General features: G+C 42.5%; 13 protein-coding genes, 3 tRNA genes and 1 riboswitch. All 16 genes read right to left on the bottom strand.

What is annotated here, in order from left to right; genetic code table 11:
• Nucleotides 1–17: 17 nt before the first annotated feature.
• Nucleotides 18–1,571 carry an ATP-binding protein gene (locus PGZ10_RS13685; protein ID WP_270205678.1) on the bottom strand — a complete coding sequence of 518 codons (1,554 nt, stop codon included), beginning with the start codon at nt 1,569–1,571 and terminating at the stop codon, nt 18–20.
• Complete coding sequence (locus PGZ10_RS13680; RefSeq protein WP_173685932.1) at nt 1,568–2,629, bottom strand: metallophosphoesterase family protein; 1,062 nt, start codon at nt 2,627–2,629, stop codon at nt 1,568–1,570. The genes PGZ10_RS13685 and PGZ10_RS13680 overlap by 4 nt, the downstream gene beginning before the upstream one ends.
• Nucleotides 2,535–3,764 carry a sensor histidine kinase gene (locus tag PGZ10_RS13675; protein WP_173826281.1) on the bottom strand — a complete coding sequence of 410 codons (1,230 nt, stop codon included), beginning with the start codon at nt 3,762–3,764 and terminating at the stop codon, nt 2,535–2,537. Before PGZ10_RS13675 ends, PGZ10_RS13680 begins: the two co-directional genes overlap by 95 nt.
• Complete coding sequence (gene vanR / locus PGZ10_RS13670; protein WP_008371692.1) at nt 3,754–4,443, bottom strand: VanR-ABDEGLN family response regulator transcription factor; 690 nt, start codon at nt 4,441–4,443, stop codon at nt 3,754–3,756. The genes PGZ10_RS13675 and vanR overlap by 11 nt, the downstream gene beginning before the upstream one ends.
• A 110-nt stretch (nt 4,444–4,553) precedes the next feature.
• Nucleotides 4,554–5,945: an asparagine--tRNA ligase gene (asnS, locus tag PGZ10_RS13665; protein ID WP_008371696.1), complete on the bottom strand. Its 1,392-nt coding sequence runs from the start codon at nt 5,943–5,945 to the stop codon at nt 4,554–4,556.
• 511 nt (nt 5,946–6,456) lie between these two features.
• Nucleotides 6,457–7,335, bottom strand: coding sequence for an NAD(P)-dependent oxidoreductase (locus PGZ10_RS13660; RefSeq protein WP_270541660.1), 879 nt, complete (start codon nt 7,333–7,335; stop codon nt 6,457–6,459).
• 11 nt (nt 7,336–7,346) lie between these two features.
• Nucleotides 7,347–8,591: a 3-isopropylmalate dehydratase large subunit gene (locus PGZ10_RS13655; RefSeq protein WP_055157887.1), complete on the bottom strand. Its 1,245-nt coding sequence runs from the start codon at nt 8,589–8,591 to the stop codon at nt 7,347–7,349.
• Between the two features lie 17 nt (nt 8,592–8,608).
• Nucleotides 8,609–9,100, bottom strand: a complete 492-nt coding sequence (locus PGZ10_RS13650) for a LeuD/DmdB family oxidoreductase small subunit (protein WP_008371705.1) — start codon at nt 9,098–9,100, stop codon at nt 8,609–8,611.
• A 33-nt stretch (nt 9,101–9,133) separates the two neighbouring features.
• The gene (locus PGZ10_RS13645) at nt 9,134–10,384 is read right to left on the bottom strand and encodes a 3-isopropylmalate dehydratase large subunit (protein ID WP_204575712.1); all 1,251 of its coding nucleotides are present in this window, start codon (nt 10,382–10,384) and stop codon (nt 9,134–9,136) included.
• 3 nt (nt 10,385–10,387) lie between these two features.
• Complete coding sequence (locus PGZ10_RS13640) at nt 10,388–10,870, bottom strand: LeuD/DmdB family oxidoreductase small subunit (RefSeq protein WP_175305174.1); 483 nt, start codon at nt 10,868–10,870, stop codon at nt 10,388–10,390.
• Nucleotides 10,871–10,976: 106 nt separating this feature from the next.
• Nucleotides 10,977–12,122, bottom strand: coding sequence for a beta-aspartyl-peptidase (gene iadA, locus PGZ10_RS13635; protein WP_055157883.1), 1,146 nt, complete (start codon nt 12,120–12,122; stop codon nt 10,977–10,979).
• Nucleotides 12,123–12,190: 68 nt separating this feature from the next.
• Nucleotides 12,191–14,122 (bottom strand): GGDEF domain-containing protein, encoded by a 1,932-nt coding sequence (locus PGZ10_RS13630; RefSeq protein ID WP_270541659.1) that lies wholly within the window; start codon nt 14,120–14,122, stop codon nt 12,191–12,193.
• A gap of 19 nt (nt 14,123–14,141) precedes the next feature.
• A complete protein-coding gene (locus PGZ10_RS13625) occupies nt 14,142–15,791 on the bottom strand; it encodes a sensor domain-containing diguanylate cyclase (RefSeq protein ID WP_270541656.1) in 1,650 nt (549 codons plus the stop codon).
• A 152-nt stretch (nt 15,792–15,943) separates the two neighbouring features.
• Nucleotides 15,944–16,027, bottom strand: a riboswitch (cyclic di-GMP riboswitch).
• Nucleotides 16,028–16,299: 272 nt separating this feature from the next.
• A tRNA-Cys gene (locus PGZ10_RS13620) sits at nt 16,300–16,370 on the bottom strand.
• 3 nt (nt 16,371–16,373) lie between these two features.
• Nucleotides 16,374–16,445, bottom strand: a tRNA-Glu gene (locus PGZ10_RS13615).
• A 58-nt stretch (nt 16,446–16,503) separates the two neighbouring features.
• Nucleotides 16,504–16,575, bottom strand: a tRNA-Asn gene (locus PGZ10_RS13610).
• Nucleotides 16,576–16,698 lie beyond the last annotated feature (123 nt).

Here is a 16,698-nt window from a genome sequence, read left to right as displayed (position 1 = left end):
ATCTTCCTCCTCTTTCTTTACAACATTATCTTATGATATCCACACCCCATCTTTTCCAGCATTTCCATCTCTCTCTTCTGGCAGCTGAATATGATCACCTGCCGCTTACTGTCTTTCAGCCAGCGAAGTGTCTGGATAAGTCTCCTGTCATCATAATAGCCAAATGCATCATCCAGGATTATCGGACATTCTTCCTCGTGGAGAATTTTTGTAGCCGCCATCCGGATTGCAAAATAGATCTGCTCCAGGGTTCCCCGGCTCACCTGATCCATGGATATCTTTTTCCCATTACTCATAAGCTGCACATGCAGATTTTCGTCTACCCAGAGTCTGTTATATTTTCCATCTGTGATGGCATCCATGACTGCAGATACTTCTGTATTCATAAGATCGCTTGTCCGGCTCTGCATCTGTGCGGCAAGTCTGGTCAACTGTTCCATAGCAAGTTCAACACCCTGCTTGTTTTTTAATCGCTCTATCTCTTCACTGTTCATCTCATCGAACTCGCCGACTCGTTCCTGCAGATTTTCATACAACACTTCTTTTTCATGATAGGTTTCCTGTACTTTTGCAAGCTTTCCTTTCTGCCTCTCATAATCTGCCTTGAGAGAAATGCCCTGTTCTTTTATCTCCTGTAATCTGGCTTTCTTTTTCTTCTTTCCATCTTTCAGACAATTCCAGACATACAGCCCTTCAGCCAGTGCCACCACGATTGCCACAAGAAAATTCCACGGCTTATGAAAAAGCAGAAAAGTCACAAAAAATGCCCCCAGCATACTCACTGCCTCCAGTGGATGAATCCTCCACCCGGCAAAATATCCTGCTGCCTCTTCCCGTTTCTTCCGCTTTTTATCTTCATTTACCCAGCTTTCCCATTCTCTGCGTTTCTCTTCACAGCTTCTTTTCAGCTGTTCCGCTTCATTTTCTAACTGATGCAGATCCCGCCAGACATAGGATGCCTCCATCTCTGCCCGCTCTTTCTTTTCGCTGATCAGCTGCCTCTTTTCACGTTCTTCTTTTTCCAGCTCTTTCTTCCGCTCTTTTAAAAGGGCAAGCGCCCCTTCGAGGTCAATCTCGCTGTTCCCGGTTGCATAATAATTTGCCGCATAATTCTTCAGCTCCGCCGCCAGTATTTCTCCGGTCTGTACCCGGAGCTGTCCTATCGAAACTGTATTTTCATAATCACTTTCTGTCATACCACCTAACAGAACTTCCAGATCCCCATGCTCAAGTGACAATTCTTCTCCATCATCTTCACAGATCAGAGAGCCGCCTTTCGCATACCGATCGAAATTTCGTTCCAGCAGGAATTTTCGACCGCCACAGGTAAACCGCAGGATTCCCGCATAAAAGTTTGGATTCTCCCAAGGCTCATAGGTACGGAATGTATCTGTTGCGGCGGCACGCCCGCGCTTTCTTTCCATTCCAAAAAGCATTCCCTTCAGAAAGGTATGCAGCGTTGTTTTTCCCGATTCGTTTTCTCCGTAAATAATATTGATCCCATCCGTAAGCAGGATCTGCTTATTCGTGAACTTACCGAAATTCTTCAGGATCAGTTCTGTTATCTTCATAATTTGCTCCCCTTTGCCTCCAGCATGGCCTGTACTCCTTCAGCCAATGCGATTGACTCCACACTGTCATCCTTTGCTTCTGCAAAGCTTTCTATGTACCAGCCCAGAAGATTTCCTGCATTTTGTTTTTTCAACTTTTCATAATCATATGCCGGCTTTGTTTCATCCAGGATTTCGACAATATTTCCATAGGAATCCATCCGGTCGGTATCATAGATCATATCCGGATCCCGAAATCCCCGCAGAATGATTTTATAAATGTTCTGTATACCTCTTTCCCGTATGGCAAGGGAAATTTTTTCTTTCATTTCCCGTCCGGTCATCTCTCTTCCTGCTTCTACTTCCATATGCACATATTCTCTGGATGCAAAAGGAATAAATTCCGTCCGGGTTCTTCCATTTTTAATCTCCCCTTTGATATAACCATGCTTCCCGGTGTCATTTTTATCTGTAGGCTCCAGGGATCCTGCGTAATACATCCGATCCTTTGCAAGCTCTGCCGGAAGATGAATGTGCCCAAGAGCAATATAATCATATCCCAGCTTCAGTAATTCGTTCTTTCGGAACGGGATATGCTTTTCATCGCCGCCATGGGCCAGAAGGATGGAGGCTATTCCTCTTTTTTCCGGAAGGATTTTCTCATAAAGCGGTTCTGTGATTTCCCGTTCCTCATAGCTGAGTCCGTATATGCGGACTCCAAGCTCTTTAAATTCCATACAGGCAGGTTTCTGAGACAAAAACATGTGCACCGGTCCCTGCCATTTATAATTCCGGTAATAGGACGTACTTTTCAGGTAATCATGGTTGCCCGCCATCAGCACGACCTGTGTATGTGTCAGTCTGGAAAATAAATAATCCAGTTCCTTCAGCTCTCTTAAAAGCGGCTGTCTGTGAAACAGATCCCCTGCGATCAGAAGAAGATCTGTCTGTTCTTCTTCACAGATATTTAAAAGACGCTCAAAGCTATTCCACAGTTCTTCCGGTCGCTTTGCGGTGTAAGAACTTCCTGCGTCCGGCTCTGCCCCCAGATGAATGTCCGCTGTGTGTATGAATTTCATTACTTTCTACTCCTCCTTTAAGGGGAAGTGTCACGATAAAACGTGTCTTTCCCCCACTGCTCTCGGCAATGATCTGTCCCTTGTGCAGCTCTACAATCTCTTTTGCAATGGCAAGCCCCAGTCCCGCTCCTCCGGTACTGCTGGATCTCGCCGCATCCGCGCGATAAAATTTATCAAAGATCCTCTTCTGGCTCTCTTCAGGTATCGTATCTCCTTCATTTTCAAAACAGATTCTTACCTGGTTCTCCTCCTTGGCAGCCTGGATCAGAAGCACACTTTTCTCCCGGCAGTATGCTATGGCATTTCGCAGAATATTATCAAAAACCCTGGCAAGCTTATCCGGATCTCCCTCGATCAGGATTTCTTCCTCTGCTTCCACCTTGCAGGTAAGCATCTTCTCCTGAAGTACCCCATAGAGTTCGTCTGCAATCTGTTCCAGCATCATGGTCAGATCAATATCTACCTTATCCAGTTCAATATCCTGCAGATTCAACTTTATACTTTCAAAAAACTCTTTCAAAAGATCCCCCAGTCGATTCGCCTTCTCCAGAGATATCTGCGTATATTTGGCGCGCTCCTCTGCCGGCATCTCCGGATGAGAATCCAGCATACTCAGATACGCCACCACAGAAGTAAGCGGTGTTTTTAAATCATGTGCCAGAAAAAGCAGGACATCATTTTTCCTCTGCTCAAGCTTTTCTGCCTCTTCCTCCTGGCTCCTTAATGTCTCTTTAATCTCATTGAGACGATCCTCGATTGGTTTTAACTCCGTAATCAACCGGATTGGCTGGTCAGACGCTGAAATAATATTTTCAATCCCATCTTCTACCTGTTCCAGATAACGCGTCATTTTTGAAAGTGCCACATAAAAAAACAACGAAAATAAAAGTAAAAAACCGAGGATCATAAAGAACACTTTATTATTGCCGATCCACTGCCAATACAAAGATGTTGCGGTCTCTTCACTCACATGAAAAGCTTCCAATATTCGCAAAAAGCCATTGGCAAAGCTGTCATTATAAATACCATCGATAAAATACTCCAGAATAAATCTGCCAACCAGCACCGTCAGGGCCGTAATAAAAACCGTCTGAAGCAATATGCTCAGTTTTAATTTTCTGTAATTATTCTTCAATTTTGTATCCCACTCCCCAGACAGTCTTGATAAGATCTGATTTTCCAGTCGGTTTACTCAATTTCTCACGCAGATGCCGGATATGTACCATCACCGTATTGTTGCTGTTCTTCAGATACTCTTCATGCCAGACCTCTTCAAATAATCTTTGTGAGCTGATCACCTTTCCGCGATTCTCACAAAGAATCCACAGAATCTCAAATTCCGTCGGTGTCAGCGGAAGAGACTGCTCATTATAGATGCATTCATGGGATTCTTTATTTAACAAGAGTCCTGCAAAATCAATGATATTCTCAGAATCACTTTTCTTACCATCGTTGTACTGCGTGTATCTGCGCATCTGTGCTTTCACTCTCGCTACCAGCTCCAGCGGGTTGAATGGTTTCGGAATATAGTCGTCAGCCCCCATCGTAAGCCCGGTGATCTTGTCCCGGTACTCCGTCTTCGCGGTCAACATAATCACCGGAAATGTGTATTTCTCACGGATTTTTCTCAGAATCGTGAAACCGTCAATATCCGGCAGCATCACATCCAGGATCGCCAGATCCACATTTGTCTTCTCAATACATTCCAATGCTTCCTGCCCTGTGTAAAATTTCAAAACATGGTATTCATTTTGCAGATATAATTCTACGACATCCGCAATTTCTTTTTCATCATCTACAACTAAAATATTCATATTTCACTTTTCCTTTCCGTATATAGAAAGATTTGCGCTATAAAACAACAGACCGGAAAACACACCCTTTTGATGCAGTTCCCGGTCCCCTTTTTCTTCATTCTTCTTTTTTACAGTTCGCAGTTATTCACAGTTCTTGGGAACGGAATTACGTCACGAATGTTGGACATTCCTGTAAGATACATGATGCATCTCTCAAATCCAAGTCCGAATCCTGCATGTCTTGTAGATCCGTACTTTCTCAGATCCAGATAGAATCCGTAATCTTCTTCCTTAAGTCCAAGCTCTTTCATTCTTGCAACAAGCTTATCGTAGTCGTCCTCTCTCTGGCTTCCTCCGATGATCTCACCGATTCCAGGAACCAGACAGTCAACTGCTGCTACGGTCTTGTTATCATCATTCATCTTCATGTAAAAAGCTTTGATCTCCTTCGGATAATCGGTAACGAATACCGGACGTTTGTAGATCTCTTCTGTCAGATAACGTTCATGCTCTGTCTGCAGATCTGCTCCCCATGATACTTTGTATTCAAATTTGTCATTGTGCTTTTCAAGGATTTCGATTGCTTCTGTGTAAGTAACTCTTGCGAAATCAGAATTTACAACGTTGTTCAGACGGTCGATCAGTCCTTTGTCTACGAAAGAATTGAAGAAATTCATCTCTTCCGGAGCGTTTTCCATCACGTAGCGGATAACATATTTCAGCATGTTTTCTGCAAGGATCATGTCATCTTCCAGATCTGCAAATGCGATTTCCGGCTCGATCATCCAGAACTCGGCGGCATGACGTGTGGTGTTGGAATTCTCCGCACGGAATGTCGGTCCGAATGTGTAAATGTTGCGGAATGCCTGTGCATAAGTTTCACCGTTCAGCTGTCCGCTTACGGTAAGGTTTGTCTCTTTTCCAAAGAAATCTTTGGAATAATCAACAGTTCCGTCTGCATTTTTCGGCACATTGTTCATATCCAGTGTTGTTACCTGGAACATTTCTCCTGCACCCTCGCAGTCACTTCCTGTGATCAGCGGTGTATGTACATATACGAATCCTCTTTCCTGGAAGAATTTGTGGATTGCGTAAGCAGTCAGTGAGCGTACTCTGAACACTGCCTGGAAAGTATTGGTTCTTGGACGAAGATGTGCAATACTTCTTAAATATTCAAAGCTGTGACGTTTTTTCTGAAGCGGATAATCCGGTGCAGAGGTACCTTCTACAACAACTTCTGTTGCCTGGATCTCAAATGGCTGCTTTGCCTGTGGTGTTGCGACAAGTGTTCCTTTTACAATGATTGCCGCACCAACATTCAGCTTGGAAATCTCGCCAAAGTTCTCCATATTATCATGATATACTACCTGAAGGTTTTCAAAGAAAGATCCATCATTTACAACGATAAATCCAAATGTCTTAGAATCACGGATACTACGCACCCATCCCCCGATGGTCACTTCTTTATCCAGATATTCCTCTCTGTTTCTGTATAATTCTCTTACTGTTACCAAATCCATCTGTTCTGTTCCTCCGTATTACTCTCTTATATATTTCACATAACCCCAATGAGCCTTGTAAACATTGCCGACAGCTTCTGCTGCCATTTTCTACTTTTGCAATATGTCCAGTATACCATTAAACTACCGCAGTTGCAACGATGTAAAAAGAATCTGATTACATTTGAAAGTACTTTCGCAATGATTTTTTTATTGTACTCTAATCAATATTCCTTAATCGATAGTTCATTTTTCCTTAAGAAATTTTCTTTTTCTTTTATGATATAGACATATTTTGAACACAATTTATCTGTATACTAAGAGTCAGATAGTTGATAAACAACTATCTCCCCCCTCATAAAGTAAGCGCAATCGGGTTACCCCGATTGCCGCACTTTACTCTCATTCCTTTAGAAATTAAATAAAAGCACAAGAAAACCCGCTGGTCGAAAGATCAGCGGGTTTTCTCGTTACTGTTTATGAAACACAAAATATCAGGGAGCTGCAAAACAGCTCCCTGAATCACATACGATTATTCTTCTACATCCTGCACATCATAATACTTGATCAGCGCCTGTGTCCCAAGATCTCCAAGCTCTTCCTGTGCCAACTCTTCATAATTTGACAGTACCAGACTCAGCACCTCAAGACTCAGTCCGCTCATATTTGCCTCAGTCAACGCAAGCTTCATATCCTTGATGAAATGCTTCATAAAGAATCCCGGTGCATAATCTCCGGCAATGATCTTCGGTCCGAAAGCATCCAACTGTTTGCTTCCTGCTGCCCCGGTAGAGACCGAATCAAAAAGGACATTCAGATCCAGTCCTTTGGCCTGCGCATAGGAAAAGGCCTCACATACACCACTTAAGGCCCCGGCGATCATAATCTGATTAGCAAGCTTTGCATGCTGTCCACATCCGGCTTTTCCCTGATAATTGATGTTTGTTCCCATTGCTTTGAAAAGCTCCATACAAGCTTCATAATCTTCTTTCTCGCCGCCGACAAGGATGGATAATGTAGCGTTTTTTGCTCCGGTATCCCCACCTGTTACAGGCGCATCCAGCACATGGAATCCTTTTTCTGTGCCCTCTTTTGAAATCTTTTCTGCAAGCATCGGGCTTGTAGTTGTCATATCGATCAGATAGGTTCCCGGATCTGCATTTTCCAGAATACCGCCTTCATCGAAGTAAACCTCTTCCACATCTCTCGGAAAACCAACAATGGTGATCACTGCATCACATCCGGGTACACATTCTTTGATAGATTCATGGAAAATTGCACCTTCGCTGATCACATCATCGACTTTCGCTTTTGTTCTTGCGTAAATATGCAGTTCATATCCTGTTTTCATAAGGTTGCGCACCATGGATTTTCCCATGATGCCAACACCGATAAATCCAATTTTTTTCATAGTGAACTCCTCTACTTTGGACTTACAATCTTTCCTGCCACCGCGCAGCTTGCCGCTGTTTTCGGAGATGCCAGATAAATCTCGACCTTAGAAGTTCCCATACGTCCAAGGAAGTTACGGTTGTTGGTTGCAACCACACGTTCTCCGTCTGACAGAATTCCTCCGGTACGTCCACAGCAAAGTCCGCAACCAGGATGGGTAATGATCGCACCTGCCTCAGATAAAGTCGTAAGGATTCCCATATCTGCTGCCTGTTTGTAGATCTTACGGCTCGCCGGAGTCACGATCAGTTTTACAAAATCCGCAACTTTTTTGCCCTTTAACACTTCTGCTGCTGCCTGAAGATCCTCCAGACGTCCGTTTGTGCAAGAGCCGATAAATACCTGATCGATCTCGGTTCCTTCTACCTCGGATACATTTCTGATCTTGTCAACCTGTGACGGAAGGGCCATAACCGGTACAAAGTCCTCTGCTTTATAAGTGATCGTTCTCATATAAGTTGCATCCGGATCACCAACCAGACTCTTCTGATAATCATTTAATTCAATATTGCAATACTCGGCAGTTTTCTCATCCGGTGTGAAAAGTGCGCATTTTGCACCTGCTTCGATTGCCATGTTTGCCATTGTCATACGGCTTGCAACTGTCATATTTTCAATGGTGCTTCCGGCAAATTCAAGTGCTCTGTAAGTAGCACCGTCTGCTCTCAAATCACCGATCAGTCGTAAGATGATATCCTTTGACATGACATTTTCCGGAAGTTCACCATCGATTACAACTTTGATCGTCTCCGGCACCTTGATCCACATCGTTCCGGTTCCAAGGATACTTGCCATCTCGGTATAACCGATACCAGATGAAAATGCTCCAACACAACCATAAGTTGTGGTATGGCTGTCGGTTCCGAATGCGATATCACCCGGTTTAACATAGCCAGCCTCTGTCATCAGCTGATGGCAGATTCCGTCACTTCTGTGTACATGTGTAAGTCCGTATTTATCTGCAAATGCATCTCCGGTACGAAAATGTCTGGTATCATCCTGCTGACTTGCCGGAACCAGATGATCATAGATCAGAACAACCTTGTCCGGATCATGCAGTTTCGTAAATCCCATTTCTTCAAATTTTTCTGCCACAAAGGGGATGAAAATATCATGGATCATCACGCGGTCAACGTTAACTGTCACAATGTCTCCCGGCTTTACGGCTTTTCCTGTATTGTGTCTGATAATTTTTTCAATAATCGTCTCGCCCATTTTCTTCTCCTTTCCGGTTAATCCAGTCCATTCAGCTTGCGCATGGCTTTTACCAGACCGCCAGCCTGAATAATGCTCATCAGATTCTCCGGCAGAGAAGCAATCGGATATTCCTTGCCATTATAATCCACATGCTCATTCATCACTACCGTGATCTCGTCGCCCTCTTTCATATCATCATAAAGATCCGGCTGTTCAATCAGAAGAAGTCCGTTGTTGATCGAATTACGGAAAAAGATCCTTGCAAATGATTTGGCGATCACACACTGCACACCCATTGCCTTGATGATCTCCGGTGCCTGTTCTCTTGACGAACCGCAACCAAAGTTCTTTCCTGCTACAATGATATCCCCCTTCTGGATCTGTCCGGCAAGTTCCGGACGAAGAGGAGAAAAGCCATACTGCTTCATATCATCGATTGTCTTGAGTGCAAGGTATTCAGTTGGAATGATGATATCGGTATCAATGTCATCTCCAAGAACCCATACACGTCCTGTAAATTTATCCATCTTATGTCACCTCGTCAAACGTAATTTCGTCTCTTACACATCACTTGCCAGTGCAATTTCTCCGGCAATGGCAGATGCTGTAACGGTTGCAGCCGATCCAAGATATACCTTGGAACTCGGATGTCCTGCACGTCCCTTAAAGTTGCGGGTTCCTGTACTGATCAGGACTTCATTTTCACCGATTACGCCCTGGCAGCTTCCCCAGCATACACTACAGTTCGGGTTCATCACGATTGCACCTGCATCCATGAAGATGTCGATCAGTCCTTCTTCCAGAGCCTGTCTGTAAATAGTCTGACTTGCCGGAACAACAAGGAATCTTACTTTTTCAGATACTTTCTTTCCTTTGATAACCTGTGCTCCTACACGGAGATCTTCGATACGTCCGTTGTTGCAGGATCCAAGGAATGCCTCATCAATCTTGATACCACGCACGTCTTTTGCCGGCGCAAGATTGTCTACAAAATCCGGTTTTGCAACAACCGGCTCTACCTTGGATAAGTCAAATGTATATTCTCTTACATAATGCGCATCCGGATCGCTGTGATATACAGCCTTTGGCTCGCGTCCATGCTCTTTTAAATATTCCATTGCCACATCATCAACTTCAAAAATACCGGTCTTAGCTCCGGCTTCTACTGCCATATTGCAAAGTGCGATACGGTCACTGATTGTCAGAGTCTTCGCGCCCTCTCCGGTAAATTCCATCACCTGATAGTTACATCCGTTGGCTCCGACTTCACCGATGATGGTGAGGATCAGATCTCTCGCATATACACCTTCCGGCAGCTTTCCAACCAGGTTGAATTTCACAGTCTCCGGTACCATTACCCAGGAAGTTCCTGTTACCATACCGTAAAGGAAGTCTGTACATCCAACACCGGTTCCGAATGCACCAAGTGCACCGTAAGAACAGGTATGGCTGTCTGCACCAAAGATCAGTTCTCCCGGACGAACATAATTTTCCATCATAATCTGATGGCATACACCTTTCCCTTCCCAGAAATCAATGTGGTTTGCCTTTGCAAAATCACGCATCTTCTTCTGGGATGCGGCTGTCTTTGGACAGTCAGACGGTACGTTATGATCTACGATAAATACCAGCTTGTCTGTATCTGCAATATGTGGATTTTTTAATTTATTATTATACATATCAACGGTAAGATGTGTAGTTCCGTCATTACTCATCAGACGATCCAGTTCTACTGTATGGATGTCACCCGGCTTTACGCTTTCCACACCGGCTGCCGCTGCAATGATCTTTTCAGCAATTGTCATTCCCATCGTCTATTCCTCCTCACGGTTCAGAGACGCAATAAGTCCGCCCTGATTCAAAATATTCTGCATATATTCCGGCAGTTTTGTGCAGGAATAAACCTTTCCATTTGCCTCAGCGGTTCCTTCCAACATATGAAGCTCCATCTGCTCTCCGGTCTTTACTTCATCCGGAAGGTCTTTACAGACAATAGCAGGAAGTCCGATATTGATAGCATTTCTATAAAAAATTCTTGCAAATGATTTTGCGATAACAGCTTTTACACCTAACGCTTTTAACACACCCGGAGCCTGCTCTCTGGAAGATCCACATCCAAAGTTCTCTCCTCCGACCACGAAATCTCCCGGTTTTACCTTCTGTGCAAAATCCGGATCCAGAGATTCAAATGCGTGGCTCTTCATCTCCTCAAGATTCGGCAGCAACAGATACTGGGATGCGATGATCTGGTCTGTATCCAGATCGTTATGAAATTTAAAAATAGTCCCTTTTTCCATAAAGCATATTCCTTTCTGTATACACATGATTCCTTTATTTTAAGGCTTTTCCGGCATTTCCGCAAGGGAATATTTTAACAGGCTAACGTTGTACTTTATTCAATTCCTATTTTTCATAGGTTCCCTTGCAAATGATTTTTTCTTTTTGCATAAAGATTTTTCCACCTGCAATATAACTGTCAAGCTTCAGGTCATTGTCCCACAAAAGCAGATCTGCATCGGCTCCTTTTTGTATTGTCCCTTTCTTACCCTGCAATCCCAGTGCCTCCGCTACATGTGATGTCATATATGGAAGTGCATCTTCCAGCTTCATATCAAGCTCATGTACCATATACAGAAGTTCTTCCCGCAGCGCATCTACTGAGGAAACACCGATTTCCAACAGACTTCCGTCTTCTCTGTATTTTGACCAGCTTCCGTGTCCGTCGGAGCTGATGGTAATATGCTCTGTCGGGATTCCCTTTTCTTTTGCTTCTAAAATGCATCCGCCCGGACAAAAGTCCTCACTGATGCCACAGGTGAGATCGATGTATCCACCCTTTTCAAGCAACTGATAGCCCTCTTCCAGAAGACCTTTTCTGCGGTTCACATGAGTCGGACGGAAAATCTTGATTGGAATCATACTCTTTTCCAAAGCTTCAAACACCGGCGACAATCCAGCATCTGCATCTCCCATATGCAGCACCACGATTCCAGGTTTTCCGCTTAACATACCTGCCGTTCTGGTCTTGCTCGCAAGTTGGATCAGTTCACTTTCCGTCACATTCGGTGCCCGGTGATCTGAAATGGCAAGTTTCACGCCAAGTACTTTTTCAACAAACATAATATCCCGATCTACCTCTCCGGTAATAGTCGGACTTGGATATCCATATGCACCGGTAAGCATATACGCACTTACCCCTTCTTCGCATAAAGCCTGTACTTTTGCGTAAAGATTTTCAACACTCCTTGTAAGTCCGTCCGTTCCAAGAAGTCCTACAACCGTTGTAATTCCGCCTTTTACCAGTTCTGACAGCTGAAGTTCCGGTGTACGGGTATGAAAGCTTCCTTCCCCACCGCCTCCGGTAACATGAACATGCTGATCAATAAACCCCGGTGTAAGAATTCTTTCCTCTGCATCAATAACTTCACATGCGATTGGAAAATCCTCGATCTTATCTTCCATACATTCAATTTTTCCCCCACATACTAAAAGATCCTTTTTTCCAACATACTCCGGTGCATAAACTTTTGCATTTTTAATAAGTAACATTTCTTTCCTCCTCTTTATGACATTCTTTTATTTTCATACATTAATTTGTCTGCCTGATGAATTGCCTCTTAATTTTCTCTTTCTATATTATCCTGCTTCTTCAGCAATTCCAAAAGCTCTTTTTCAGGAAGCGGCTTGGAAAAATAATAGCCCTGGATCATATCGACTCCCCAGCTGCTGATCTGTTCCATTTCTTCCTGTGTTTCCACTCCTTCGGAAACGATATGATAATTCATTTTATGAAATGTTTCTACAACGCTTTCATAGAAAATTGCCCGTTTCTCATCCCTGCAGATATCAAAAAGCAGAGATCTGTCAACCTTGATTACAGAAAACGGAAGCCTCATTACCGTATTCAGATTTGCATATCCGGAACCAAAATCATCCAGACAAAAACCGATGCCAGCGGCCGTAAATTCCTCCGCAACTCTTCTCAGACCTGCATTGTATTCAGTCGCAACCGTTTCCGTGATCTCAAACTGTATCCAGTTATGTGGAATCTTATAAGCATCCATAATCCGGATAAAATGTCTGCTACAGTCATTTCTCATCAGATCCAGAGAAGACAGGTTCACTTTTACATTCAGAAGATGCCTCATCAGGTATCGGTTTTCTCCTAAAAATCTGCAGACACGACTAAACTGTAGATCTGTGATCTGTTCGATCATATGATTTTTTTCTGCAATCTGAATAAATACATCTGGTGCGATCCAGCCAAGCTCCGGATGTTGAAGGCGACTTAGCGCTTCCAGTGTGATAAAGCATTTTTTCCGTGTAGAATAAACCGGCTGATAGTATATCTCGAACAGATCCTCTGTAATCGCCTTATGCAAATACTGTTCTACCCGTTTATTATAAAGGAAACCATTCATCGTCTGATAATCATCCTGTATCACCTCTGTCAGACCATTTTTCGCAGATAAGGCTTCCAGATATTCAGCATATTCTAGAATAAGCCCACTGTCTCCGAGTTTCTGCGCATTCATGATCCCGCTTATGATCACAGGCATCGTAATAATTTTATTGTTGACATTCAGCTTACTGTTTCCATCAAACATTCTCTTCAGCTGCGTAAGATAATATTCATATTCTTCAAGTGAACCGGTAAGTATCATAAAACTCTTTCCCGTTGTACGAAATGCTTTTTTCCCGCACATCTCACCAAGTTTTCTTGCTGTCAGCTTTAAGATTGAATTACCTCCCTGTACCCCTGCGATTTTATTAATGTGCTTCAATTGATAAAGATACACCGTAATAATGTGAAATGATTTTCCCGCACTGATCAGCTCATTGCTTTTTCTGACCAGATACAGATGATTGTATAATCCGGTAAGTGTATCGATATTTGCATGAGGATTGTTGATCGTAATAAATAGTACCAGAATTCCCAGACTCATACCAAACCCTGTTGTAAGAAGCGGATGATATAAAAGCTGGATCACCACTCCCGCACCGGATATCAACAGGATTTCCAGCAGGCTCTTCACTTTTTGATAGCCCAGTTTTTTCCGCCATATAACAATAAGGATCAAGGCTGCTGCCATATGACAAAGTGCACTGTAATACATCAGCATATACCATGGACCTTTCATATAGCCTGCCGGTATATCAAAATAAAACAGCTTTTCTGTGAACGGGTTTGTCAGAATCATCCCCATCAGAATGAATGTCGGCACACCTGATAAAAACATCTTTTTTGCCGAAATGATCTTATTATCATGTAATGTCTGAATATAACAGATCACCGTAAACGGCAGCAATGCCTGAAGCAGATAAAAGATCGTTGTTGCAAGCATTGCAGCAATTTCACAATTACTATTTGGAAAAGAAATATAATAATTACTGGCAAGTTCCGCAACCACATCTAAAATACCGATGATGGCAAAGAAAAGGAATACCTGATTATTCAGATCCTCTGCTCTTTTCTGTCCCAGAAAATACCATAAAACCAGCAACAATATAACCATTGCCGCAATAAGAAAATCTATATTATAAGTCATATTTATCCTCCGCCGGTTTTTATTTATTTGAACAAAGCATATCGTCTGCCTGCTGTTTCCAGTCACTGAATGAAAGAAGACTACCATTCTTTTCTCTCAGATAACTATACCCGAACTTCAGCCGCACAGGCTGTCTGTTTCCACATTCTTCTTCCATCTCTTCTTTTATAAAATGCTCCCATTCTTCCGGTGTCTTTTGCGGATTTTTTACGATAATCGCAAACTCATCACCTTCAACACGAAAACTTACCGCCTGCTGTTCCAGAACACTCCTTTCTGCACTCTGGATGCTTCTTGCCGTTCGGATAACCGTTTCATCACCCATCTGTCTTCCAGACATATCATTAATCTTCTTCAGTTCTGCAATTTTCACAAACAACAATAATACATTTTCAAGTAAAATCGCACCCTCCTGGATCTCTTCAAGATACATCTCAAATGATTTCCGGTTTTTCATATCTGTCATCCGGTCTTCCAAGGACATTCTCCTATAAACCTCCTGTTCCAGGCAAAACTGAATGTTGTTGGATACTTTACAAAGCAATCCCCAAAACAAAACAGCAATATAAAGAAGAATGCCAAACTGGAAAATAGATTCATACCAGTAAATGGATAATACCCAGTACAGTACCAGTGCGATTACACCGCTTATCCCTAATACACCAAATGCCTTTAGACAGAGATTTACTTCCTTCTCCTGCGTTTTCCGATACTCTTTCCACAAAAGAAGGATCATAGACACAACCCCCGTAAATAATAAAAGATGTGTGATAAATAACATGTCTATAAAAGGAATCCTAAACAGAAAATACAAGAATCCCTGTAAAACAGCATTTGCATAAAGAAGAAAAATCCAGACCTGCGGTATCCATCTTACACTTTCACTCACTGTATTTTGTACAAATAACAGCATGGGAACAGGCATCGTCATAAACGCATAAAAGGATATCAGTGTTCCTGCTGCACTCTGACTGCCATACATCTGGTAAATTCCTGAATCCAGAATACACCACAAACTGCATAAAAGCAAAAACAATGCTACATTTAAAAATCTCTTTTCTACAATCTGCCTGTATCTGGTATAGAAAAAGACAATCACCGAAACGAGACCGAGACCGGTCATTCCCAAAACTACCAGTATCGAAAAAATCGATCCTAGCAGATGCTGTCTGAAAACAGAACAAAACTCTCCGATCATCGGGGCATACACATATAGTCTGGCATTCTTTTTAGTTTCATAGCTGATTGATAACACTTCCTGCCCGATTTTCTCCGGCAAAGAAATATCTGCCCATATTTTCCCTTTCATCTGCCTGTTTTTTTCAAATCTGTTATCCTTATATTGGTAGAGAAGCCGGTCTCCTATGCAGACTTCCAGCTGATCCTGTATTCCTCGGATCGACAAGATTTTTCCCTTATCAGCCTCTGATAACATATCATTGTAAAGAATGATCTGCCCATCTTTATCCGCTGTAACAAAACACGGCAATTTGAGCTCCGTCTTTTTCCCATCCTTCAGCTGATACCATCCATTGCTGAAGGTGTACAACTCGCCCCTTTCCGACTCCGTACCCGGCTGATACAGTATTCTGACAAAAATAAGCAACAATGTCACAATGAGCAAAATGCAGAATGCTTCAATTTTTTTCCATTTCTTTCCTTTTTTCATTTCCCTCATCTCCTATGCATTCTGCCGGAAGCTTTTCTACATAGAAAATGTAATTTCCTATGAAACAAAAAAGTCACCTGCGTTATACAGGTGACTAAAATTTAAGCCGAATAACTTTTTTCACTTACTCTATTAACCTATCCGCATCTTCTTATTGCAACCGGCTGACATAGCGTACTGCCTTAGTCCCTTTGGCTTTGCGTCACAGTTTTTCAACAGCTTTGCCCCTATAAACATAATTCAAGTATAGCATATTCAAGATGACGAAACAATATTTTAATTGTTATAATAATCTATAGTTTTACACATAATCCATAACAAGAAACATCAGATACTTTCTGATATATTCTTCCATCTGCTCAATGGTTCCCGAAAGCTGATTTTCAATATATTTTCTGTTATTTTTTGATGTAGGAAGCACATTTTTCACATACCGCATTTTTATATATGATATATTATATTTGTATACCAAAAAATCTGGAAACAATTGTTTCCAGATTTCTCCTAGAGGCGCCAACCAGATTTGAACTGGTGATAGAGGTGTTGCAGACCTTTGCCTTACCACTTGGCTATGGCGCCAGATGACTCCGACGGGAATCGAACCCGTGTTACCGCCGTGAAAGGGCGATGTCTTAACCGCTTGACCACGGAGCCGGATATTGATTTTTTTCAAAATTAAAATCTGCAAGTAATTGGCTGACAGATTTTAGAACTCCCCGAGTTGGGTTCGAACCAACGACCCTTCGGTTAACAGCCGAATGCTCTACCGCTGAGCTATCGAGGACTACTTTTATTATTATAAACACTTTACATATATTTTGCAAGTGCTTTTTTCATTTTTTATGTACTCTGAAAACCACATACAAATTTAAATCTTCACTCCATCCATTCTTCCTTACCCTGTCCT

It is taken from the genome of Coprococcus sp. AF102-57 (assembly GCF_027686195.1).
GTDB classification, from domain to species: Bacteria; Bacillota; Clostridia; order Lachnospirales; family Lachnospiraceae; genus Allocoprococcus; species Allocoprococcus comes.
Note: the sequence above shows the minus strand (reverse complement) of the source record. Positions and strands in the feature narration are given on the sequence as shown.